This window comes from Staphylococcus lloydii (genome assembly GCF_015775975.1).
GTDB classification, from domain to species: domain Bacteria; phylum Bacillota; class Bacilli; order Staphylococcales; family Staphylococcaceae; genus Staphylococcus; species Staphylococcus lloydii.
Genome location: NZ_CP064056.1, coordinates 1,711,989 through 1,736,153, shown reverse-complemented (window position 1 = coordinate 1,736,153; position 24,165 = coordinate 1,711,989). Strand labels below are relative to the sequence as shown.

Below are 24,165 nucleotides of genomic sequence, written 5' to 3'. Positions count from 1 at the left end.
TAATACTATAGTTTATTGCAAAAATCTCATCTTAAATTATAAGAAAGGTTTAAAAAATCTTTAATCTCATTATAGCAAGAATAAATATATAATTTGTGTCACAATAATGACGATTTGCAATGTCGCTAAAGTGTCACAAATAAATTTTAATATATATGGAGTTTTAAATAATTTTGCTTTATCATATATATTGTATGAAAATTTAAGGAGGGAAATTATGAACAAAGAGCAAACTTTGTCACAATCTTCGAGCCGTGTAACGTATAAAGAGTTACAGCAAATTATAAAAATGGGGCTTGTACAGGGCAACTTAATTCCAGCATTTGCTGGTTCATGGCTTGCAATTGTTTTAGCAAATCATTCCTTCCTCTCGTCAATACCTCAAATCATTATGATGCTATTAGGATCTACGTTAATTATGGGTGGTGCCTGTGCATTGAATAATTATTATGATCAAGATATTGACAGCATCATGCCTAGCAAACAGAAGAGACCAACTGTAAATGACAGAATTTCAGACAGAAATTTATTGATCCTTAGTTTTGGGATGATGTTAATAGGAGAGGCATTATTGTTTGCACTTAATATACCTTCAGGTGTAATTGGTTTATTAGGTATCGTTGGTTATGTATCTTTTTATTCTATTTGGGCAAAACGTCACACAGTATGGAATACTGTAATTGGGAGTTTTCCTGGGGCTGTTCCACCATTAATAGGTTGGACTGCGATTGAAGGTCATTTAAGTGTAACTGCAATTGCATTATTTTTAGTTGTCTTTTGTTGGCAACCTGTACACTTTTACGCTCTAGCGATTAAGCGTCAAGATGAATATTCATTAGCGAATATTCCGATGCTACCATCAGTTAAAGGATTTAATCGTACGAGAGTGAGTATGTTTATTTGGTTAGTATTTTTACTACCGTTACCATTGTTATTTAGAGATTTAGGTATTACGTTTATGATACTTGCTACTTTACTAAACTTAGGTTGGCTATACATGGGTCTAACAAGTTTTAAAAAAGGTACTGATAATACTAAATGGGCAACTAAGATGTTTATCTATTCATTAAACTATTTAGTAGTATTTTTCGTATTAACAGTAATCGTTTCTCTAATCGAGATGTTTTAAATTTAATTATTAAGGATGGAACTTATGAATTTACCTATTTTACCTACAATTAGTACAACCTGCATTGTATTAAGTGCAATTTTAGTTGCAATAGGTTGGCGCAAAATTTGGAAGCGCAACATTGAGGGGCATAAGAGAATAATGTTAACTGCAGCAGTAGCAGCGTTATTATTCTTTATTATATATGCTTCAAGAACTGTATTTATAGGAAATACAGCTTTCGGCGGACCAGATTCAATTAAAATTTATTATACGATATTTTTAGTTTTTCATATAAATTTGGCTACAATTGGTGGCATTCTTGGTTTAGTCCAAATTATTACTGCGTTTAAAGATAAGTTTAATATTCATAGAAAAGTCGGACCTATCGCTTCTATTATTTGGTTCTTCACAGCGATTACAGGTGTAGCTGTATATGTGTTACTTTATGTTTTATATCCGGGTGGAGAAACAACGTCATTAATTAAGGCAACTTTAGGTTTATAAAAAGAGTTCGCGCTTAATCATTAACCAATCAACTTGTTTGGAAATCAGACATGTTGATTGGTTTTTTGTATAGTTATTTACTTGTGATGCGCTTTCTATAGCGATAGTCTAACAGTATACTTTCCCATTAACTCATTTAAAAAAGCAATTGCTAGTTTATTTAATAGCAATTGCCTTTTATTTTTGAATACAAAATTTTAGTGTGCTTACTTATTTTTGGTAATATAATTTTTTAAATGTTTAGCAGTAAATGATGATGTTTGATCTAGTAATGCTTGAGGTCTACCTTCAAATAGTAAATAACCGCCTTGTTCACCTGCATATGGTCCAATATCAACAATCCAGTCAGCCTGGGTCATAACCGTTAAATTATGCTCTATTAATATGATGGTATTATTGGCAGCGATAAGGTCATCAAAACAATTCATCAAAATATGGATGTCATTTTCATGCAACCCAGTAGTTGGTTCGTCGAAAATAAAAATATGATTTTCAACATTATCTATAAGATGTTTGCTCAATTTCGCTCTTTGTGTTTCTCCGCCAGATAAAGTACTTAGCGATTGGCCTAGTGTCATATAATTAAGACCAGTAGATTTTAATGCTTTTAAAGCACTAATGATGTTGTCATTATGACTAAAGTATTCAAGTGCTTCATCTACGGTTAAGGCAAGTATATCTGCGATTGAGTAATCATGGACTGTCGCTTCTAATACTTCGGGATCATAACGTGTACCATGACATAAATCACAAACTTGTGTGAAGTCTGGCATAAAGGCAAGCTCTGTTTTTAGCACACCTTTACCATGACATTGAGGGCATGCACCTTCAGAGTTATAGCTAAACATGCTTTTCTTTAAATTAGTGTGTTCACTAAAGAATGAACGAACTTCATCAAAAATATCCATGAAAGTTAATAAGTTTGAGCGACTAGAAGCATGAACTGCTTTTTGCGTAATATAACTGACGTCATCACGTGAAGCAAAACCAGAATGTATTAACGAGCTTTTACCAGAACCAGCAACACCTGTAATAACTGACATGGCTTGTTGAGGAAAAGTCACAGTTAAATCTTTTAAATTATTATGTGTTAAATGTGATAACTCGATTGTTTCCTCAATAGGTCTAAGGTCACTTTTTAAATGTTTTGGCTTTCTAAGCGCTTCGCCCGTACTTGTATCAGAAGACAATAAGTCTTTGTAACTACCAGTGAACGTAATGTTACCACCATGTTTTCCTGCTTGTGGACCTAAATCAATGACATAATCTGCGATTCGAATTACATCTGGGTCATGCTCAACTACAAGGACGGTATTACCTTTAGCCTTTAAAGATTGAATGATTTCATTTATGCGTTGAATATCTTCTGGATGTAAACCTATACTCGGCTCATCAATAATATAAACTAAATCACTCAAGGGACTGTTTAAATGTCTAATTAATTTGATACGTTGTGATTCACCACCTGACAGCGTAGGAGTCGGACGTGATAAAGTTAAATAGTTTAACCCAATGTCTCTTAAAGCTTCGAGTTGTTTGAGTAACGGCGTTTTAATTACATTGGCCTTGTCGTTATCAATTGTTTTTAAAAATGCAATGGCATCATTTATAGATAGATTAGTAAAATCAGCAATATCTAAGCCATTTATTTTACAACTTAACACTTCCTGATTTAATCTTTTACCATTACAAGTAGGGCAATCCGATTGTGTGACTACACGATCTACATCTTGTTTGAATTTATTTTTTTCAAAATTGTCACTTAATAAAAATGAGCGTCTGAAACGATGAATTAACCCTTCAAATTTTGCAGTTCGTGGCCAATTACTTGGTGGGTTTTTAAGCTTTTTAGGTTTGGTATATAATAAAGTATCCATCTCTTCTTTAGTATAGTCTTTTAATTTTTTATCATTATCAAAAAGACCCGAGTATAAGTATCTTTTTCCACGCCAACTGTCAGGTCTAAAAGAAGGAAAGTTTATCGCATCTTCATTTAAAGACTTATCATAGTCGAGCAGTTCATTTAAATCAATATCTTCAACATAACCTAGCCCTGAACAGGTTTCACACATGCCTTTTGTATTATTAAAAGAAAAAATGTCTGAATAACCCACGAAAGGTTCTCCAATGCGTGACCAAAGTAATCTTACAGAAGCGTAAATATCAGTAATGGTTCCAACAGTAGATCTTGAATTACCACCGAGCCTTTTTTGATTAATAATCATTGCAACGGGTAGGTGAGTTATTAGATCGACGTCTGGTTTTTCATATTGAGTCAATTGATGTTGTATGTATGAAGAATAAGTTTCATTTAATAATCTTTCAGATTCTGCAGCTATAGTATTGAACACGAGTGATGATTTTCCTGAACCTGATCGTCCTGTAAATACAGTTATTTTATGTTTAGGAATATCCAATGAAATATTCTTTAAATTGTTTTGTCTTGCACCTTGAATGCTAATTTGCTCCATTATGTTCACCTCATTAGGTTGTATACCCTATAATTTAAGCTATAATAGTAAAGTTAGAAATATTAAAAACTGAATTATTTGTATAAATAAGATATCTTGATTGTATATTAACAAAACATGTACAATGTGAATAAGATAAATTAGGTGGGTGGAAAATGAAAAAACTAATAATAAAAGTTATTGGTGTATTAGTATTAATGGTATTTTTAATTTACTTATTTTATTCACCTAGGTTAAAATTTGATGTATTAGAAAATCCTAATAAAGATAGTAAAAATACTACTACAAATAAAGATTTTAAACCTCAAAAACAAAATACTGAAAATAAGATACCTAAAAAAGGTGTAGGGACGTGGATAGGTAAAAATATTAGCCATTTAACTAACAAGTTTGGTCAAGCAAATCGTATATATCCATACCAAAATGGTTTTAAAAATTATGTGTTTAGAGGCAATAATCATTATTATGTGGTGACGACGAAAAAAGGTGTTATCAAATCAGTGTATGCAACTGGTAAAAATGCCAATGTCAGTCCACTTAAAATAAAAGATAGTGCGTCCTCAGTATTCGAACATTTAACGATAAATCCAGAGCCCACAATTCATGTTAATGGAAAAAAATATGATTTAGAATTATCAGATGAAGATATGAAAACACAAACGTTAGTAAAGTTTGGTAAAATGTATGCACAAGTTTACATAGACCAACAATCTAATAAGATTATTGGTGTACGCTTTTTAGACAGTGAGGCGCTTAACACGTTTAAACCATATCAAACGGTTAATACAGAAGATACTAAAAAACCAAAAGAAGATGCGTTACCTTATGAACAGAACGCAAATCAATTAATGACTTTATATGAAATCACTAATGAAATGAGAAAACTCAAAGGATTAAAGCCTTTAAAAGTTAATAACCAATTATCTCATATAGCATCATATAATTTATACGATGCCACGGGGTCAGATAGTGTTGAATTTACCGAAGATGCATTAAAACAACAGTTGAATGCGAAACAAGTACCATTCGTCTCAACAAGTCAAAATGTCGGTTACGAGTTTAATGATGTACCAACACTCATACATAGTTGGATGAACTCAGACATACATCGCTCAAGAATGTTAAATACGAAATATAATCAAATGGGCGGAGATGTAATGGACGAATACTATACGTTAATATTTATAAAAGATAAATAAGGTGAGGTGCAAGAATAGATGATAACAGAAGAAACTGTATCTGTATTAGATGATATTGAAGGCTTAGGAGAAATGATTGTTAAGTCAGAATTATATCAAGCATACAAGATGGCCGAAAAGGAATTAGCAGAAAATGATGAGGCGCACTTACTTTATCAAGCATTTTTAAAGTCTAAAGAAAAGTATGATGAAGTCATGCGTTTTGGTAAATATCATCCTGACTATCAAAATGTAATGATGGATACACGAAAACGTAAAAGAGCGTATGAAACTTTACCAGTGGTCGTAGACTATAAGAAAAAAGAAATGGCGTTACAAACATTAGTGGATGAAATTATTACTAAAATAGCATTTGCCTTTTCTGAGAATGTAAAAATTGAAGCGGGCAATCCGTTCTTTCAAAAAGATGCTGGTGGCTGTTCAACCGGTGGATCATGTAACTGTTCATTATAATATAAGAAAAAGCACTCAAACTTAGTTTGAGTGCTTTTTGTGTATATATTATATCGTAGCTTAAACCTATTGCTTAAGATATTGCTTTAAAGCGATCGGCTAATTCAGGGTTATCGGTAACAATCGTATGTGCACCTTTATTGATTAAATCTTGCATCAAATCGATATTGTTAACATCATAATAGCCGGGAATAACATTGCGTTGGTTTAACCAAGAAATAAATTTCGGTGAAGTTAAACTAATTCCTTTAAAACTCGGAGGCATTTGGAAAGTATTCGCATTACCTTGGTAAGTATTACCAAGTCCTGACATAAACTTTATAAATCCGTCTGCAACTTCGTTTTGACTAGCACCTATGGCAACAACGCCATTACTGATGTCGTTAAAACGTCTGATTTGTTGTTCGTGGAAACTAGTAACTAATACGCGTTCCTGTGCATGATGTTTAATAATTTCCTCAAACATAATTTGTGGTGCGAGTTGACCTTGCTCGCTTTTAGGATCATCTTTTAAATCAACATTAATAAGATGATTCGGATATAAAGTTAATAATTCTGCAAATGATAAAATTTTAGCATCTTCGTGACCACGATAGACATATTGTTTATTAATATCTGAAAAATAATAGCCAGCGTCCAACTGTTTAAGCTCTTTTAAGGTATGTTCTGCTACTTTGCCAGAACCGTTAGTTGTACGATCAACTGTTGCGTCATGAAATACTGCAAGTTGGTTATCTTTTGTTAATCTGACATCTGTTTCAAATCCATCAATCTTATAATTAATAGCGTTGTCAAATGCTAATTTTGTTAATTCAGGTCTTACTGCCATACCACCTCTATGTGCGAAAATATAAGGTGCATCATGTGTGAAAAATGCAGGTATTGTTTTATTTTTAGGTTTAATTGTATACTTAGAAACGAAAAATATACTACTTACCACACCGATTGTAGTGACAAATGCACCTTTTAGTAGGGTATTGATTTTAGTCATTGTTAACCTCCTTAATGGATAGATATATGTAACATCGTACCAAAACGCGTAGGCGTATAAAAGCAAATATCATTTATAATTTTATGCAGACGTGATATTATGAAGTGGCTAATAAACGGAGTGATGAAGAATATGAACATAATTTCAAGAACAAGTTTAATTATTTATCTTAAACATATGAAACACGAACGACAAATTCGAAAATTTGGACACATTGTTGCTACAAATAAACAAAAGAAATACGTTGTATTGTATGTTAATGAAGCGGATGCTGATGATGTAGTTAATAAACTCATGAAGCTTAAATACGTGAGAAACATTGATGGCTCACCATATAAATATTTGAAAAAAGTTTATGAAAAAGAGAAGCATGAGCTGTCTTAATAAATCAAATTGATGTTATTACTCATACTTATTGTAACGGTGGTATCCAATTTTGTAGACGTAACACACTTTTTAAATAATTAAAATATAATTCGTAATCATGAAAAGTTTCAGGCGGTTGTACGTCTACGCCTTTTATCGGTATATTATAGTTATTTGCGCTGGCAGTGATAATATCGTTCTTCTTATTGCTTTCTGGGTATGGATATTTTACTGCATTTAACATAATGTATATAGCTTGAAAGTGATGTTCCGAAGTTGGTTGCATTACTAAAGCAACGGAACTCAGTTGTTTTTGTGATTTAGGAGTGTGGAAAAATACTACGGCATCAATACGTTGATAGTTATATTCGATAAGGGTTGTAAATTCAAATAAGTCAGTTAGACCTTCTCCTAGATAAATAAAAGACTGTTTCATAAGTAACCTCCTAATTAATATGCATAATGCATTATATAAAAATTATTTTTGGATTGGAAGTGGGAGTATCATGAGAGTGATTTCTGGTATACATAAAAGTAAGCCTTTAGAAAGTATGGAAGGTCGTAACACTAGACCTACGATGGATAAGGTTAAAGAAGGCATTTTTAACAGTTTGCATGAAATTAATGGTATAGGTTTAGACCTTTTTGCTGGTAGTGGCGCATTAGGTATAGAGGCACTCTCTAGAGGTATGGAAAAAATGATTTTTGTAGACCAAAACTTTAAAGCGGTGCAAGTGATAAAAGGAAACTTAAAAAGTTTAGATATCATGGATAAAGCAGAAGTTTATAAAAATAATGCAGACAGAGCACTCAAAGCATTAAATAAAAGAGAAATTCAATTCGATGTTATTTTTTTAGATCCTCCATATGACAAAGGATTGATAGATGAGGCTTTGGCAGGAATTGATAAATTTGATTTATTAAAAGAAAATGGTATTATCGTTTGTGAGTTTAATCATAAAGAGGATATTGATTATACAGCTTTTGAAGCAATTAAACGTTATCATTATGGATTAACGGATACTTTGTTACTTAAAAAAGGAGTTTCTCATGACTAATACAAAAGCAGTAATCCCAGGTAGTTTCGATCCCATTACATATGGTCATATCGATATAATCGAACGCAGTGCGGATCGATTTGAAGAGATACATATTTGTGTCTTAAAAAATAGTAGTAAGTCTGGCACGTTTACAGTGGATGAACGTATCGAGTTAATTAAAGAATCTGTTAAACATTTAACTAATGTGGTCGTTCATCAATTTAGTGGGTTATTAGTAGATTTTTGTGACGAAATAGGAGCTAAAACAATTATAAGAGGGCTTAGAGCGGTAAGCGACTTTGAATATGAGTTACGCTTAACTTCGATGAATAAAAAATTAAATAGTGATGTTGAAACTTTTTATATGATGACGAGTACAAATTATTCATTTATAAGTTCAAGTGTGGTTAAAGAAGTTGCTGCTTATAAAGCAAATGTATCTGATTTTGTCCCTGAACATGTTGCTAAAGCATTGAATAAAAAGTTTAATAAATAAAAACCAAGCAATGTATTTCTTGGTTTTTATTTATGATTATTTTTTTATGATAACCGGGGTATTAAAGTCCGTTGCTGTATTATTAAAAATATTATTGTATACATTCGTAGCTTGAATTTCATATTTAAAATGGTGCGCGTTTTGCTTATTAATATTTGTGACATAGTTGCGCTCAGGGTATTTAGTTTTTAAATGTTTAATATAAGCTTGTCCACGCTTGGTCATACCTAGAATGTGTATGGCGTCCAAAGTTTGTGGTTTGTCATGTTGTTGGAAATTTAATAATACGTTCATTAATACTCTTTGGATATGCGTACGTGTATATCGTTTAGATTTTAAAGCGTCGATAAGTTGAGTGTACGAGGACGTCTCTGAAATTACTTTCTTTAACCTTTGTTCCAAACCTTCGCTCATTGTGTGTAATTGACTTAATTGTTCGGCATCTTGAGTCAAAACTGTGTGTTTAATAAATGGGAAGCAAGGTTCTGTATTGGCCTTAGGCTGTTGATATAAATGGGAAATTTGAGACGGAACGACATTTTGCCATCCATCTTGATTAGCAAGCAATGCATTTCTTATAGACGTACCACTTGCAAATGAATGATCGGCAATACCCGCATCGTGATGTTGCGCTTGATGTCGTTGTATTGTCCATGGTTTTATTTGAGGCGCAAAATTATTAATAGCTTGTATGTAAGATAGGCCTAACGTGTTATTTGGTTCTTTTAACAAATCGTTATGCTCAAGTAGTTCACCTAAAATACGTGGGTAGCTTTTACCTTCTTTTTGCTTTTGCGCAAAGATTGCCGATTGTTCAATTGCCTTCATCTCTTTAGCTGTATTATGGAATTTCTTTATATCCCCGGACTCGCTACCAAAAGATAAATGATTTGCATCAAGATAATCGGCTACTTGTATTGCGCTGTTTGCAAAATATTGACCTGCCGACATAGAAGCATAGGCGGGTAATTCGACGACGATATCAACAGCAGATAATGCCATTTCAGCTCTTACAAATTTATTATAAATAGCTGGTTCGCCACGCATTACAAATTGACCACTCATGATAGCTATAGAAACATCAGATTGGGTGATTGACTTTGACTGCTGAGCATGATATAAGTGACCATTGTGGAAGGGATTATACTCGGTTACTAACGCAACACTTTTCATTTGCATTTCTTCCTTTCAGTATTCATTATTAATATTGTATCAGATACAGAAGTGTTAAGAAAAAATCTTGACAACTTATGTCTATAAAGTTAAAATAAATTTTGTGCTTGTTAGAGGTGAAGCCGTATGAAATGGTCGATTACACAATTAAGAAAATATCAAGATAAACCTTTTGAATTTCATCAAACAGTTAACTTTGATCATTTAAAAGAAACATTGGATTTAATAGATTTATCAGATATTACTATCGATGGTGAGTTAACAGTAAAATCAAATGAAGTTATTGCGGATATGCATATCACTGGCACATACACAATGCCATGTGCAAGAACTTTAGAACCAGTTGAAGTACCGCTTGACTCCACTTCACAGGAAATATTTGATTTAGATGGCTACTATGCAGATAGTGAAGATGATGAACATTATCATGACGCATCTGACGGCATGATAAATTTAAAAGATATTGCTGAGGAACTTGTCATCATTGAAAAACCTATGCGTGCATTCGCTGATAACAGTGAAGTAATTATGCGCGAAGGTAATGGTTGGGAAGTTTTAGACGAAGAACAAGCGGCTGAACTTGCTAAGGAACAGGAAGAATCAGAGTCTAAGCAAATCGATCCAAGGCTTCAGAAATTACACCAATTATATGATGAAGAGCAATAGCAGATTTATGTATTCTATAGTATAATTGAATATTGAATCTGACATTAATGATTTTGTGTTTAAATATAAGGAGGATAAATCATGGCAGTACCAAAAAGAAGAACGTCAAAAACTAGAAAAAATAAACGTCGTACGCATTTCAAAATTTCAGTACCTGGAATGACTGAATGCCCAAGTTGTGGAGAATACAAATTATCTCACCGTGTATGTAAAAACTGTGGTTCTTACAATGGTGAAGAAGTTGTATCTAAATAATTAAATTATACAAATGACTCGTTAGTGGTCATGTGAATCGTTCATTAATTATTATATTGATAATTTGTGAACGATTTTTTCATATGTTTGACCACTCGCATGTTAAATAAAAATAGGCGAGGATAAATGATGGAAAATATTACTTCGGCTCAAAACAATAAAATTAAGCAGGCAATTAAATTAGCCAAAAAGCGAGAGCGTGACAAAACAGGTTTTGCGCTTATTGAAGGTTATCACTTAATTGAAGAAGCGTATAAAAGCAATGTTACGATAAAACAATTGTTTATGGTGGAACCTGAGAGAATTAATAATGCAATCAAAGCATATGCTGAACTTTCTTTTGAGATTAATTTAAAAGTTGCAGAGGCATTATCTGGCACGGTAACACCTCAAGGGTTCTTTGCCGTGATTGAAAAACCTGTTTACGAACAAAATAACGCGCAACAAGTATTACTTATTGATAGAATTCAAGACCCAGGCAATCTAGGTACTTTAATAAGAACGGCAGATGCAGCTGGTTTAGATTTAATTGTTTTAGAAAAAGGAACTGCAGACCCATACCAAGATAAAGTTTTAAGAGCTAGTCAGGGCAGCGTATTTCATTTGCCAATTATAACTGCCGAATTAAGTGAATTTGTGAATGACTTTGAAGGTCCAATCTACGGAACGGCTCTTGAAAATGCAGTGCCATTCAAATCAATTGAGCAACAAGAAAAATTTGGCATTTTGTTAGGTAATGAGGGTGAAGGTGTTAAGCCTGAATTACTAGAAGCAGTTACCGACAATATTACAATACCTATATATGGTAAGGCAGAAAGTTTAAATGTTGCTATTGCTGGTAGTATATTAATGTATCATTTGAAAGGTTGACCCTATAAAGTATATTCGTATATAATTAATACAAATCACTACAATAATTTTATATAAACCGATAAAAAGACGTAAACTATTAGACGCTATTGTACAGGGAGAATAAACACAGACTGCAATTTATTCCAATAGCAAATAGTTTTTTTCACCTTTTTGGTTACTTAAAGAAATTTAAGTCGGAATCTGATTCCGTTATCAAGACGTTACAAGCGTATGCTAAGGCATAAATTTGGGTGGTACCACGGAAGACTTTCGTCCCTTTATTACAGGGATAAAAGTCTTTTTTTATTGGTAATAAAAGTGAGCGAAATTAGGAGGAAAAAGTATGGTTCAAACTGAAGAGATGTCACAGTTACAACAGCAAGCATTAATTGATATCAATGAAGCTGCGAATGAAAAAGAATTACAAGATGTTAAAGTTAAATATTTAGGTAAAAAAGGTTCAGTTAGTGGATTGATGAAACATATGAAAGATTTACCTAATGAAGAGAAGCCGCAATATGGTCAACAAGTAAATGAAGTGAGACAGGCCATTGAAACTGAAATTGAATCACGCCAAGAACTATTAGCTAAAGAACAATTAGAACAACAGTTAGCAACTGAAAAAATTGATGTCACGTTACCTAGTAGAAAAATGGCAATCGGTGCAAAACATCCTTTAACACGCACAATTGAAGAAATAGAAGATTTATTTTTAGGTTTAGGCTATGAGATTGTAGATGGTTATGAAGTAGAACAAGACTATTATAATTTTGAAGCATTAAATTTACCTAAATCACATCCTGCACGTGATATGCAAGATAGTTTCTATATCACTGAAGAAATATTAATGCGTACCCATACATCTCCAGTACAAGCAAGAACAATGGAACAAAGAAACGGCAAAGCACCAGTTAAAATTATTTGTCCTGGTAAAGTATATCGCCGCGATTCAGACGATGCGACACATAGTCATCAATTTACACAAATTGAAGGATTAGTAGTTGATGAAAATATTAAAATGAGCGACCTTAAAGGTACTTTAGAATTATTAGCGAAAAGTTTATTTGGTGACGAGAGAGAAATTCGTTTAAGACCAAGTTATTTCCCTTTCACAGAACCTTCAGTTGAAGTGGATATTTCTTGTTTCAAATGTCACGGCAAAGGTTGTAACGTTTGTAAACATACAGGTTGGATAGAAATTTTAGGTTCAGGAATGGTACATCCAAATGTTTTAGAAAAAGCTGGATATGATTCTACAAAATATACAGGTTTTGCATTTGGTATGGGACCAGATCGAATTGCGATGTTGAAATATGGTATTGAAGATATTCGTCATTTCTATACAAATGATGTAAGGTTCTTAAATCAATTTAAAGCAGTAGAAGATAGAGGTGAACAATAATGTTAATTTCAAAAGAATGGTTAGAATCTTACGTTGAAGTCAATCAACCTGTTAATGTGCTTGCAGAAAGAATAACGCGTACAGGTATTGAAGTTGACGATATTATTGATTATACGCAAGATATTAAAAATTTAGTGGTTGGCTATGTAATTTCAAAAACTTCACACCCTGATGCGGATAAGTTAAATATCTGTACAGTAGATATTGGTGAAGAAGAACCTGTACAAATTGTTTGTGGTGCACCGAATGTTGACGCAGGACAAACAGTCATCGTTGCTAAAGTAGGTGGCAGATTACCTGGTGGCATTAAAATTAAGAAAGCTAAACTACGTGGTCAACAATCTGCAGGTATGATTTGCTCATTACAAGAGATTGGCATAGCTAGTAATTTAGTACCTAAACAATTTGAAGACGGTATATTTGTTTTCCCTGAAGTTGTGGAACCTGGAACGGATGCATTGTCGGCATTATATTTGAATGATCAAGTAATGGAATTTGATTTAACGCCAAACAGAGCAGATGCGCTAAGTATGGTAGGAACGGCATATGAAACTGCTGCACTTTATAATACATCTATGGCAAAACCACAAACAGCAACTAAAGATACAGATGAATCAATTCATGACAGTATGTCTGTAACAATAGAAAACCCTGATAAAACACCGTATTACAGTGTGAGAGGGGTTAAAAACGTTACAATTGCTCCATCTCCAATTTGGATGCAAACACGTTTAATCAAAGCGGGAATTAGACCTATTAATAATGTTGTCGACATTTCAAACTATGTGTTATTAGAATATGGTCAACCATTGCATATGTTCGATAAAGACCAAATTGGTTCAGACCAAATTGTAGTAAGACAAGCACAAGAAAATGAAACAATGACAACACTTGATGACCAACAACGTAGTTTAGTATCAAGTGATATCGTAATAACTAATGGACAAAAACCTGTCGCTTTAGGTGGCGTAATGGGTGGAGACTTTTCAGAAGTAACGCCAAATACGACGAATGTGTTAGTCGAGGGTGCCATTTTTGATCCTGTATCAATTCGACATACTTCTCGTAGACTAAACTTACGTAGCGAATCTTCAAGTCGTTTTGAAAAAGGTATTGCGACTGAATTCGTAAACGAAGCCGTAGATAGAGCTTGTTATTTATTACAAACTTATGCTGGTGGAACGGTATTAAATGACCGTGTATCACAAGGTGATTTAGGCGAATTTATTACGCCAATCAATATCACTGTAGATAAAGTGAACAACACGATTGGATTCGACTTAAGTGCAGATGATATCATCAATATCTTTGTTCAATTAGGTTTTAAAACAGAAAATAATAGTGATACGTTAACTGTACATGTACCATCAAGACGTAAAGATATTACTATCCAAGAAGACTTAATTGAAGAAATAGCTAGAATCTATGGTTATGATGAAATTCCATCTACATTGCCAGTATTTGATACTGTTACAAGTGGTAAATTAACAGATAGACAAGCTAAAACTCGAATTGTTAAAAGCTCATTAGAAGGTGTAGGACTAAGCGAAGCAATTAACTATTCTTTAATTAATAAAGAAAGAGCGCGACAGTTCACATTAGTTGATAGAGGCACTACAGAGTTATTAATGCCTATGAGTGAAGCACATTCAACTTTACGTCAAAGTTTAATACCACATTTAATTGATGCCGTATCTTATAATGTTGCTCGTAAAAATAAAGACGTAAGATTATTTGAATTAGGACGTGTATTTTTCGATAATGGTAAAGGTAAATTACCTGATGAAGTAGAATATTTAAGTGGTATTTTAACTGGCGATTATGTAACAAATGATTGGCAAAATAAAAAAGAAGAAATCGATTTCTTCATCGCTAAAGGTGTCGTAGATAGAATTGCTGAAACACTAGATATCACTTTTGATTATGCTAATGGTGAAGTCGAAGGTATGCATCCAGGTAGAACTGCCATGATTTATTTAAACGATGAAGTGGTAGGATTTGTTGGAGAATTACACCCAACAGTCGAGCAAAGTTATGATTTAAATCGTACTTATGTATTTGAATTAAACTATGAAAAATTAATGGCTGTGAAAGTGGGTTATATTAATTATGAACCAATTCCAAGATTCCCTGGTGCTGCTAGAGATATAGCATTATTAATTAATAGAGAAACACCATCAGCAGAACTTATTCAAACAATTAAACAACATGGTGGCAATATTTTACAGGATACACAGGTGTTTGATGTTTATGAAGGTGAACATGTTGCTGAAGATGAAAAATCTGTAGCAATAAGACTATATTATTTAGATACAGAGGAGACATTAACTGATGATAAAGTTAATGCTGTCCATGATGATATTTTAGAAGCGTTACAAAATAATGGTGCAACAATCCGTTAATATTATAATTTACAAAAGGCCGAGACATTGATTTGTCTCGGCCTTTAATGATGACTGGCATAATTTAGCATTTAATTATGTTTTTTATTAACTAATGCGAGTGCTTTATTACGGTTTGCAAAGTGTTTTTTAGTAATATCATCTAGTACATCGATATTCCAACGTTCAATTATTTTTGCTGCACTTAAGTCTACTTTGTTACTTGCTCCTTTAGGTAGCGTTGTATTATGTTTTTTTGAGAGATGATCCATATTTTTCACAAAAGCATAGCGTGATATGATACTCGCCGCTGCGATGGCTAAAGATTTAGATTCACCTTTAGTTTCAAAACACGTACGTTCTTCAAAAGGGAGTTGAGTTAACGCATATCTTTTATAAACTTTCGGTTCTGCGAATTGATCGATAACGATATAATCTAAAGCATCGGTCTCTATTTTAGCAGTAACATTTTTAATAGCTTCATTATGTAACACGGCTTTCATTTTAACTTGGGACCAACCACTAGCTTGTTTAATATTATAATTTTTGTTATCCAATGTTAATAATGAATGTGGTATAAATGTAACAAGCTGTTCAGCGAGTTCTACTATTTTAGCGTCAGTAAGTTTCTTTGAATCGTCTACGCCTAAAGTTTTTAACACTTGGCAATGTTCTTTAGATACGTATGTGGCACAAACAGTTAAAGGACCAAAATAATCACCACTGCCTGCTTCATCACTGCCAATACAATTATGCTTGTTAAAAGGTGGGTGCGATGCGACTTTTTTGTTAGATGATTTGGCAGGAGATGAAGTCTTAGAAGTATTCGATGTACTTACATTAGGTAAAAGCTCATGCGCAGTGCTTTCAGCATTGTTACCTTGGAACATCACTTTATTTGAATTATATATAGAAATAACTGTACCTTTATATTTTATTTTAGCTTTCATACCTTGAGGAAGGTTAGTTGTTTCAAAATCTAAACGTTTAATTAATTGGCTTACTTCCGCTGCTGATAATTTATGTACGATATTGCTCATTTTTATTCACCACTTCGCAAAATTTCTTCAAAAACACTAATAATCTTATCATAAAGTAATGATCATAGCACTTTGGACATTTAGATTTCTAAAATTATATAACATTAAAGTGAATTTACTAATTAAATCACAGGTCTTACAAAATATTATACAGTATTGTATAATGACTGATGATAAATATTTTTAATATAAGTAGTTGATAAACGCTATTTTGATTAAATAACTACGAACTATAATATAAAAGGTAGGAGCTATCATATGGGTGAGTTTAAGAATAGAATCAACGTAATCATAAATGATAAACATTATACTATTGTAGGAACTGATAATCCTGAACATATACGCTATGTTGCGAATTTGGTTGATGAAAAGTTAAAAGAATTAGGCCGTAAAAATGCAGGGTTAGATACTACGCGAAAAGCGGTACTTACTGCAGTGAATGTCATGCATGAAAAAGTGCAATTAGAAGAAGAAAACTATAAACTGCAACAAGAATTGCAGCAATATAAAAATAGAGAAAATCAATGATTATAGATTTAGCTGTAGCGCTTGTTTTTATTTATATGGCAGTTATTGGCTTTAGACGTGGTTTGGGTTTTAGTATATTACATGGGGCTTGTACAGTAGCCGCTTTATTTATAAGTAATACATACTATCTAATGATTGCACGTCGTTTAGAATTGTTTGTCCCGTTTCCGAAAACGGTGGCGTATGATATGAATTTTGCTGTGCCGTTCGAACAATTGCAAGAGCGTTTTTATCATATTATTGCATTTATTTTTATCGCTATCATTGTGAAGTTGATTCTCTATGCTATTGTAGCTGTATTTGATAATATGATTAAGCAATCTCGTATTACGCTATGGAGTAGAATAATTGGCGTGGTAGTTAGTATAATCACTTCATTAATAGTAGTGAATTTAGCGCTTTATGTGTTAGCGATCTATCCAAATGAAATAGTACAATCACAACTTTCAGTATCTTTAACTGGTAAACCATTAATTTTAAACATACCATTTTTATCACACTTTATTTTAAAAATATAATAGCTTATTGAAACTGAGAAATTTATTATCCAGGAGGTCAAGGCGCAAGTTTTATACTGTTGCAATTTGCACATGTTAACTTGTCTTGCCCTTTTTTTATGAGGAGAATTGATATGACAAAAAAAGATGTTATCCAATTATTAGAAAAAATTGCCACTTATATGGAATTAAAAGGCGAGAATACATTTAAAGTTTCAGCATATAGAAAAGCTGCGCAAAGTTTAGAAATAGATGAACGTCCTTTAGAAGAAATTGAAGACGTTACAGAATTAAAAGGCATAGGAAAGGGCGTAGGTGAAGTAATTGACGAATATAGACAGACGAAAGAATCATCGACATTAGCTGCGCTTGAACAAGAAGTTCCTGCAGGCCTAGTACCATTGTTAAAAATACAAGGTTTAGGTAGTAAAAAAATTGCTAAATTATATAAAGAATTAAATATCACTGATAAAGAAGCGCTACAAAGTGCTTGTGAACAAGGCAAAGTGAGTGAACTAAGCGGTTTTGCTAAAAAAACAGAGCAAAATATTTTAGAAGCGGTAAAAGCGTTAGGTGCTAAAAAAGATCATTATCCTATCGACCAAATGCGAGGTTTGAGTGCGGAAATAAATGAGTTCCTAGATACTATTGATGACATTGATAAATATGAAGTTGCCGGCAGCTTCAGAAGATATAAAGAATCCAGTAAAGACTTAGATTATATTATTAGCACAACAAATCCTCAGTCAGTTCAAGAAGCATTAATTAAAATACCAAATAAACAAAAAGAAGTGGCAGTTGGCTCTACGAAAGTGTCACTTGAAGTAAGTTATGATGATGAAACAATAGGCGTAGATTTCCGTCTAATCGAACCAGCGGCTTTTTATCATACGTTACAACACTTTACAGGTTCAAAGGATCATAATATTAGAATTCGTCAGATGGCGAAAGATAAAAATGAAAAAATTAGCGAGTACGGTATAGAACAAGCTGATGGAAATTTAATACAATATCAAAGTGAAGAAGAAATATACCAACATTTTGACGTAGAATGGATTGCGCCTGCAATGCGTGAAGATGGCAGTGAATTTGATAAAGACTTATCAAATGTAATAACGCTTGATGATATTAACGGTGATATCCATATGCACACAACATATAGTGATGGCGCATTTAGTATCAAAGATATGATAGAAGCAAATATAAAAAAAGGATATGAGTTTATGGTAATCACTGACCATTCTCAAAGTCTAAAAGTTGCTAATGGTTTGTCTGAAGAACGCTTATTACGACAAAATGAAGAAATAAAAGAACTCAATAAGCAATATGATGAAATAGATATTTATTCTGGAATAGAAATGGATATATTACCAGATGGAAGTTTAGATTATAGTGATGAAATATTAGCTAAGTTAGATTATGTTATTGCTGCAATTCATCAAAGCTTTAATCAAAGTGAAGATGAAATCATGCAACGTTTAGAAAATGCTTGTCGAAATCCTTATGTAAGACATATAGCGCATCCTACAGGTCGTATTATTGGTAGAAGACCTGGTTATGAACCAAACATTGATAAATTATGTGCATTAGCAGAAGATACAAATACTATATTAGAAATTAATGCTAATCCGAAGCGTCTTGATTTAAATGCAGAAGTTGTTAAAAAACATCCTAATGTCCAATTAACGATTAATACTGACGCACATCACGTAGACCATTTGAACTTTATGAAATACGGCGTAGCCACAGCCGAAAAAGGTTTTGTTCATAAAGATAGAGTCATTAATACTATGACAAGAGCATCATTTAAATCATTTATTGAAAACAATATTAAATTGAAGAAATAGAGGGATTACATGAGACAGAAATCATTAGATGTCTTAGAATTCGATAAAATTAAAGCTTTAGTAGAGAAAGAAACTATTAGTGACATAGGCCGTGAAAAAGCGCAAAGCATGTCACCAGCAATAGATTTGAATACAGTTCAATTTCAAATTGATGAAACAGATGAATTATCCCAAATTTATAATAAACATAGATTACCTAGTTTGAGCGGTCTATCGAAGGTTTCACAGTTAGTCCATAGAGCAACAATTGGAGGTATATTAAATGTTAGCGAACTGAATTTAATTAAAAGATTAATTCAAGTGCAGAACCAATTTAAAACTTTTTATAATCAACTGTTAGAAGACGATGAAGAAATTTTATATCCTATTTTGCATGGCAGAATGGAACAATTACCTGTATTAACAAATTTGTATCAAACGATTCATCAAAAATGTGATACGTATGATTTATATGATGATGCGAGTTATGAATTGCAAGGCATTCGCAGTAAAATTGCGAGTACGACACAAAAAATTAAACAAAATCTTGATAGAATAGTTAAAAGCCAAAGCAATCAAAAGAAATTATCAGATGCTTTAGTTACAGTTAGAAATGACCGAAATGTTATCCCTGTTAAAGCGGAATACCGTCAAGACTTTAATGGTATCGTGCATGACCAATCTGCCTCAGGACAGACATTATATATAGAACCTAATTCTGTAGTAGAAATGAATAATACAATTAGTAGACTGAAAAATGATGAAGCGGTCGAAAGGGAACGTATATTAATTGAATTAACTGCAGAAGTAGCTACTGAAGCAGAAGGTTGCCTAACTGCTGAAAATGTAATGGGACAAATCGACTTTTTAATCGCGAAAGCGCGTTATGCTAGTTCCATTAAAGCAACAAAGCCAACATTTAATACAGAACGTACCGTTTATTTACCTAAAGCATTCCATCCTTTATTGGATCAAGAAACCGTTGTTGCCAATACAATTGAATTTGCCGAAGACATATCTACAGTTATAATCACGGGGCCAAATACTGGTGGTAAAACAGTAACTTTAAAAACACTTGGACTGATAGTCGTTATGGCGCAGTCGGGTCTTTTAATTCCTACTTTAGATGGCAGCAAATTAAGTATCTTTGAAAATGTATTTTGTGATATTGGAGATGAGCAATCGATAGAACAGTCACTCTCAACTTTCTCATCTCATATGAAAAACATAGTTGAAATACTGGAAGATGCGACATCGGATAGCTTGATTTTATTTGACGAGTTAGGTGCAGGTACTGACCCTAGTGAAGGTGCAGCACTTGCTATGAGTATTTTAGATTATGTACACAACGTTAATAGTTTAGTCATGGCTACGACACATTATCCAGAGTTAAAAGCGTATAGCTATAATAGAGAACGCGTCATGAATGCGAGTGTTGAATTTGATGTAACGACGTTAAGCCCAACTTATAAATTATTAATGGGTGTACCAGGACGTTCGAATGCCTTTGATATATCAAGTAAATTAGGTCTTGATAAGACAATTATTCAACAAGCTCAATCTATGATTGGTCAAGATGAACAAGAAATTAACGAAATGATAGCTTCGCTTGAAAGCAATTCTAAACGTGTAGATGATCAACGTATAGAACTCGACAAATTATTGAGAGAAGCACAAGAAACACATGATGAATTAGAGAAGAAATATGAACAATATCAAGCTTATGAAAAACGCTTAATGGACGAAGCTAAAGATAAAGCAAACCAACGTGTTAAATCTGCGACACAAGAAGCGGATCAAATATTAAAAGATTTAAGAACGTTACGCGATAAAAAAGGCGCTGACGTAAAAGAACATGAACTTATAGATAAGAAAAAACAACTTGATGATCAATATGAAGCAAAAGATATTAAGCAACAAGTGAAAAAACAAAAATGGGATGAAATTCATGCTGGCGACGAAGTTAAAGTATTAACTTACGGTCAAAAAGGTGAAGTCCTTGAAGTTGTATCAAACGAAGAAGCAATTGTTCAAATGGGAATCATTAAAATGAAACTCCCATTAAGCGACCTAGAGAAAACGAAAAAGACACAAGAAGCACCTACAAAAATGGTTAAGCGTCAAAATAGACAAAATATAAAAATGGATTTAGACTTAAGAGGTTATCGTTATGAAGAAGCACTTAATGAACTTGACCAATATATTGACCAAGCCGTATTAAGCAATTATCAGCAAGTCAATATTATTCACGGAAAAGGGACAGGTGCTTTGCAAAAAGGTGTGCAAAACTATTTGAAAAACCACAAAAGTGTGGCATCTTATAGAAATGGAATGCCTAGCGAAGGTGGTTTTGGCGTTACGGTAGTAGAACTTAAATAATATTGAGCAAGGGCTATGCAGAATAAATTAAATTCTGTTATAATTTGCTCATCATTTGAAAATAAGGAGGATTGGCATTTATGGCAATCGTAAAAGCAACTGATTCAAACTTTGATGAAAATATTAAATCTGGAGTTAACTTAGTAGATTTTTGGGCAACTTGGTGTGGACCTTGTAAAATGATAGCACCAGTTCTAGAAGAACTTGCTGGTGACTATGATGGAAAAGCAAATATCTTAAAATTAGACGTTGATGAAAACCCATCAACTGCAGCTAAATTTGAAGTTATGAGTATTCCAACTCTAATTGTGTTTAAAGATGGAGAACCAGTTGATAAAGTTGTTGGTTTCCAACCTAAAGAAAACTTAGCAGAAGTTATCGATAAACATCTATAAGATAAATGCTTAAAGCTGGTACATTAACTATTAATGTATCAGCTTTAATTTTTGTAATAAACGTCGAATAATGTTTTATAATATATACATTGCTGAAATATAGCATTACTATGAACGGACTAATATAAAAGAAAGGAGGTAAATCATGGAAACTTATCAAGAGCAAATAAAACAAAAATTAACGGTCGTACCGATGGAACCCGGTTGTTATTTAATGAAAGATAGAAATAACCAAGTTATATATGTAGGAAAAGCTAAAAAATTAAGAAATAGATTACGCTCTTATTTTACTGGGGCACATGATGCAAAAACAACGCGACTGGTCAGTGAAATTAGAAATTTTGAATATATCGTAACTTCTAGTGAAACAGAATCATTGTTACTAGAGTTAAACTTAATAAAACAATATCAACCGCGTTACAATATATTGTTGAAGGACGATAAAAGTTATCCATTCATCAAAATAACTAAAGAAAAGCATCCGAAGTTAATCGTTACGCGTACTGTAAAAAAAGGCACTGGTAAATATTTCGGACCTTATCCTAATGCTTATTCAGCACAGGAAACAAAGAAATTACTTGATCGTATTTATCCATTTAGAAAATGTGATAAAATGCCTGACAAATTATGTCTTTATTACCATATTGGGCAATGTATGGGGCCGTGTGTATATCCAGTGGAACAAAGTAAATACGCTGAAATGACACGAGAAATATCCGATTTTCTTAATGGTGAAGATAAAACTATCTTACGTAATTTGGAAGAACGTATGCAAAAAGCAAGTGAAGAACTAGACTTTGAACGTGCAAAAGAATATAGAGATTTAATTGAACATATAAACAACTTAACGAAGAAACAAAAGATTATTTCAAAAGACTATACTGTAAGAGATGTTTTTGGTTACAGCGTATCTAAAGGTTGGATGTGCATCCAAGTCTTCTTCGTGCGACAAGGTAATATGATAAAACGTGATGCTACAATGATTCCGTTACAACAGACGGAAGAGGAAGAGTTCTATACGTTTATTGGACAATTTTATGATTTAAATCAACACATTTTACCTAAAGAAGTTCATGTACCTAAAAATTTAAATAAAGATGTGATTAACTCGGTCGTGGATACTAAAATTGTACAACCACAAAAAGGTAAGAAAAAAGAAATGGTTGATTTAGCTAATCATAATGCAGAAATTACGTTAGATAATAAATTTGAACTTATTGCAAAAGATGAATCTCGTACCGTTAAAGCAATAGAAGAATTAGGCGAAAGAATGGGTATTCAAACGCCAATTCGAATCGAAGCTTTTGATAATTCAAATATTCAAGGTGTAGATCCAGTTTCGGCTATGGTGTCATTTGTCGATGGTAAACCTAATAAAAAAGGTTACCGCAAATATAAAATTAAAAGCGTAGAAGGTCCGGATGATTATAAATCTATGCGAGAAGTCGTTAGAAGAAGATATACACGTGTATTAACAGAAGGTACGCCATTGCCTGATCTCATTATTGTTGATGGTGGTAAAGGACATATGAGTGGCGTAATAGATGTTTTAGAAAATGAACTTGGTTTAGATATTCCTGTGGCAGGTTTAAAGAAAAATGATAAACACCAAACTTCTGACTTACTTTATGGTGCGAGTGCCGAAGTCGTACCGTTGAAGAAAAATAGCCAAGCATTTTACCTGTTACATCGTATTCAAGATGAAGTGCATAGATTTGCTATTACTTTCCATCGACAAACTAGACAAAAAACAGGACTGCAATCCGTGCTCGATACAGTTGATGGTATCGGTTCGAAACGAAAAACTAAATTATTAAGAACTTTTGGATCGATTAAAAAAATGAAAGAGGCATCTATTGAAGATTTTACAAAAACAGGATTACCAAAAAATGTTGCTGAAAACCTTTATGATGCACTCAAAAATTAGTAAATCAAAAAAATGGGTGTGAGAATCATTCTCATGCCCAAATTTACTTTATTTAGTGTTACAATAATAGGCAAAGAGATTTCTTTTTTTTCTAAATTATGGAAGCGTTTTCTAATTGATAAGTATTATCACTTAATTTTAGATTCATTTTATATGGTGTGATATTTAAATTATTAACAATTGAAACGTCGAACTTACATAGAGACAACTTTT

At 32.8% G+C, this 24,165-nt stretch carries 23 protein-coding genes; 18 read left to right on the top strand and 5 right to left on the bottom strand.

Translation table 11 applies throughout. The features are described from left to right. The first annotated feature begins 217 nt into the window (after positions 1–217). Both cyoE and ISP08_RS08425 read left to right on the top strand, forming a co-directional pair. Positions 218–1,129 (top strand): heme o synthase, encoded by a 912-nt coding sequence (cyoE, locus tag ISP08_RS08430; protein WP_048794181.1) that lies wholly within the window; start codon positions 218–220, stop codon positions 1,127–1,129. Between the two features lie 24 nt (positions 1,130–1,153). Continuing rightward, positions 1,154–1,615, top strand: coding sequence for a DUF420 domain-containing protein (locus tag ISP08_RS08425; protein WP_048794180.1), 462 nt, complete (start codon positions 1,154–1,156; stop codon positions 1,613–1,615). Positions 1,616–1,821: 206 nt separating this feature from the next. Here ISP08_RS08425 and ISP08_RS08420 read toward each other — a convergent pair whose 3' ends face one another. Further along, entirely contained in the window at positions 1,822–4,086 is a 2,265-nt protein-coding gene (locus ISP08_RS08420) for an ATP-binding cassette domain-containing protein (protein ID WP_195718324.1), read from the bottom strand. 155 nt (positions 4,087–4,241) lie between these two features. Between ISP08_RS08420 and ISP08_RS08415 the strand changes: the two genes are divergently transcribed. Further along, entirely contained in the window at positions 4,242–5,285 is a 1,044-nt protein-coding gene (locus ISP08_RS08415; RefSeq protein WP_195718323.1) for a CAP-associated domain-containing protein, read from the top strand. Positions 5,286–5,303: 18 nt separating this feature from the next. After that, positions 5,304–5,738 (top strand): YlbF/YmcA family competence regulator, encoded by a 435-nt coding sequence (locus ISP08_RS08410; protein ID WP_048794177.1) that lies wholly within the window; start codon positions 5,304–5,306, stop codon positions 5,736–5,738. A gap of 73 nt (positions 5,739–5,811) precedes the next feature. Here ISP08_RS08410 and ISP08_RS08405 read toward each other — a convergent pair whose 3' ends face one another. Then, positions 5,812–6,729, bottom strand: a complete 918-nt coding sequence (locus tag ISP08_RS08405) for a lysophosphatidylglycerol phospholipase D (RefSeq protein WP_195718322.1) — start codon at positions 6,727–6,729, stop codon at positions 5,812–5,814. Positions 6,730–6,861: 132 nt separating this feature from the next. Between ISP08_RS08405 and ISP08_RS08400 the strand changes: the two genes are divergently transcribed. After that, a complete protein-coding gene (locus ISP08_RS08400) occupies positions 6,862–7,113 on the top strand; it encodes a YlbG family protein (RefSeq protein ID WP_048794175.1) in 252 nt (83 codons plus the stop codon). Between the two features lie 28 nt (positions 7,114–7,141). Here the strand turns inward: ISP08_RS08400 and ISP08_RS08395 are convergent, their stop codons facing one another. Further along, positions 7,142–7,531: a DUF7147 family protein gene (locus ISP08_RS08395; RefSeq protein WP_195718321.1), complete on the bottom strand. Its 390-nt coding sequence runs from the start codon at positions 7,529–7,531 to the stop codon at positions 7,142–7,144. Positions 7,532–7,601: 70 nt separating this feature from the next. Here ISP08_RS08395 and rsmD point away from each other — a divergent pair, with 70 nt between their 5' ends. Then, positions 7,602–8,153, top strand: coding sequence for a 16S rRNA (guanine(966)-N(2))-methyltransferase RsmD (gene rsmD / locus ISP08_RS08390; protein WP_195718320.1), 552 nt, complete (start codon positions 7,602–7,604; stop codon positions 8,151–8,153). Then, on the top strand, positions 8,146–8,631 hold the full coding sequence (coaD, locus tag ISP08_RS08385; RefSeq protein ID WP_195718319.1) for a pantetheine-phosphate adenylyltransferase: 486 nt from the start codon (positions 8,146–8,148) through the stop codon (positions 8,629–8,631). The genes rsmD and coaD overlap by 8 nt, the downstream gene beginning before the upstream one ends. A gap of 36 nt (positions 8,632–8,667) precedes the next feature. Here coaD and ISP08_RS08380 read toward each other — a convergent pair whose 3' ends face one another. Continuing rightward, on the bottom strand, positions 8,668–9,804 hold the full coding sequence (locus ISP08_RS08380) for a nucleotidyltransferase (RefSeq protein WP_195718318.1): 1,137 nt from the start codon (positions 9,802–9,804) through the stop codon (positions 8,668–8,670). Between the two features lie 126 nt (positions 9,805–9,930). Here ISP08_RS08380 and ISP08_RS08375 point away from each other — a divergent pair, with 126 nt between their 5' ends. From ISP08_RS08375 to pheT, 5 genes are all read left to right on the top strand, one after another. Then, positions 9,931–10,470: a YceD family protein gene (locus ISP08_RS08375; RefSeq protein WP_048794170.1), complete on the top strand. Its 540-nt coding sequence runs from the start codon at positions 9,931–9,933 to the stop codon at positions 10,468–10,470. A gap of 81 nt (positions 10,471–10,551) precedes the next feature. Continuing rightward, entirely contained in the window at positions 10,552–10,725 is a 174-nt protein-coding gene (rpmF, locus tag ISP08_RS08370; protein WP_002435373.1) for a 50S ribosomal protein L32, read from the top strand. 129 nt (positions 10,726–10,854) lie between these two features. Then, positions 10,855–11,595, top strand: a complete 741-nt coding sequence (locus ISP08_RS08365) for a TrmH family RNA methyltransferase (protein ID WP_195718696.1) — start codon at positions 10,855–10,857, stop codon at positions 11,593–11,595. 325 nt (positions 11,596–11,920) lie between these two features. Continuing rightward, positions 11,921–12,979, top strand: coding sequence for a phenylalanine--tRNA ligase subunit alpha (gene pheS / locus ISP08_RS08360; RefSeq protein ID WP_048794168.1), 1,059 nt, complete (start codon positions 11,921–11,923; stop codon positions 12,977–12,979). Then, positions 12,979–15,381, top strand: a complete 2,403-nt coding sequence (pheT, locus tag ISP08_RS08355) for a phenylalanine--tRNA ligase subunit beta (RefSeq protein WP_195718317.1) — start codon at positions 12,979–12,981, stop codon at positions 15,379–15,381. Before pheS ends, pheT begins: the two co-directional genes overlap by 1 nt. A gap of 71 nt (positions 15,382–15,452) precedes the next feature. Here pheT and rnhC read toward each other — a convergent pair whose 3' ends face one another. After that, entirely contained in the window at positions 15,453–16,400 is a 948-nt protein-coding gene (rnhC, locus tag ISP08_RS08350; protein ID WP_195718316.1) for a ribonuclease HIII, read from the bottom strand. 258 nt (positions 16,401–16,658) lie between these two features. Here rnhC and zapA point away from each other — a divergent pair, with 258 nt between their 5' ends. From zapA to uvrC, 6 genes are all read left to right on the top strand, one after another. Beyond that, positions 16,659–16,928 carry a cell division protein ZapA gene (gene zapA, locus ISP08_RS08345; protein ID WP_048794165.1) on the top strand — a complete coding sequence of 90 codons (270 nt, stop codon included), beginning with the start codon at positions 16,659–16,661 and terminating at the stop codon, positions 16,926–16,928. Then, positions 16,925–17,446 (top strand): CvpA family protein, encoded by a 522-nt coding sequence (locus ISP08_RS08340; protein ID WP_195718315.1) that lies wholly within the window; start codon positions 16,925–16,927, stop codon positions 17,444–17,446. Before zapA ends, ISP08_RS08340 begins: the two co-directional genes overlap by 4 nt. Positions 17,447–17,559: 113 nt before the next feature. Continuing rightward, a complete protein-coding gene (gene polX / locus ISP08_RS08335) occupies positions 17,560–19,272 on the top strand; it encodes a DNA polymerase/3'-5' exonuclease PolX (RefSeq protein ID WP_195718314.1) in 1,713 nt (570 codons plus the stop codon). A gap of 9 nt (positions 19,273–19,281) precedes the next feature. Then, positions 19,282–21,630, top strand: coding sequence for an endonuclease MutS2 (locus ISP08_RS08330; RefSeq protein WP_195718313.1), 2,349 nt, complete (start codon positions 19,282–19,284; stop codon positions 21,628–21,630). An 80-nt stretch (positions 21,631–21,710) separates the two neighbouring features. Beyond that, positions 21,711–22,025, top strand: a complete 315-nt coding sequence (gene trxA / locus ISP08_RS08325; protein WP_048794161.1) for a thioredoxin — start codon at positions 21,711–21,713, stop codon at positions 22,023–22,025. Positions 22,026–22,170: 145 nt separating this feature from the next. After that, complete coding sequence (uvrC, locus tag ISP08_RS08320; RefSeq protein WP_195718312.1) at positions 22,171–23,952, top strand: excinuclease ABC subunit UvrC; 1,782 nt, start codon at positions 22,171–22,173, stop codon at positions 23,950–23,952. Positions 23,953–24,165: the final 213 nt, after the last annotated feature.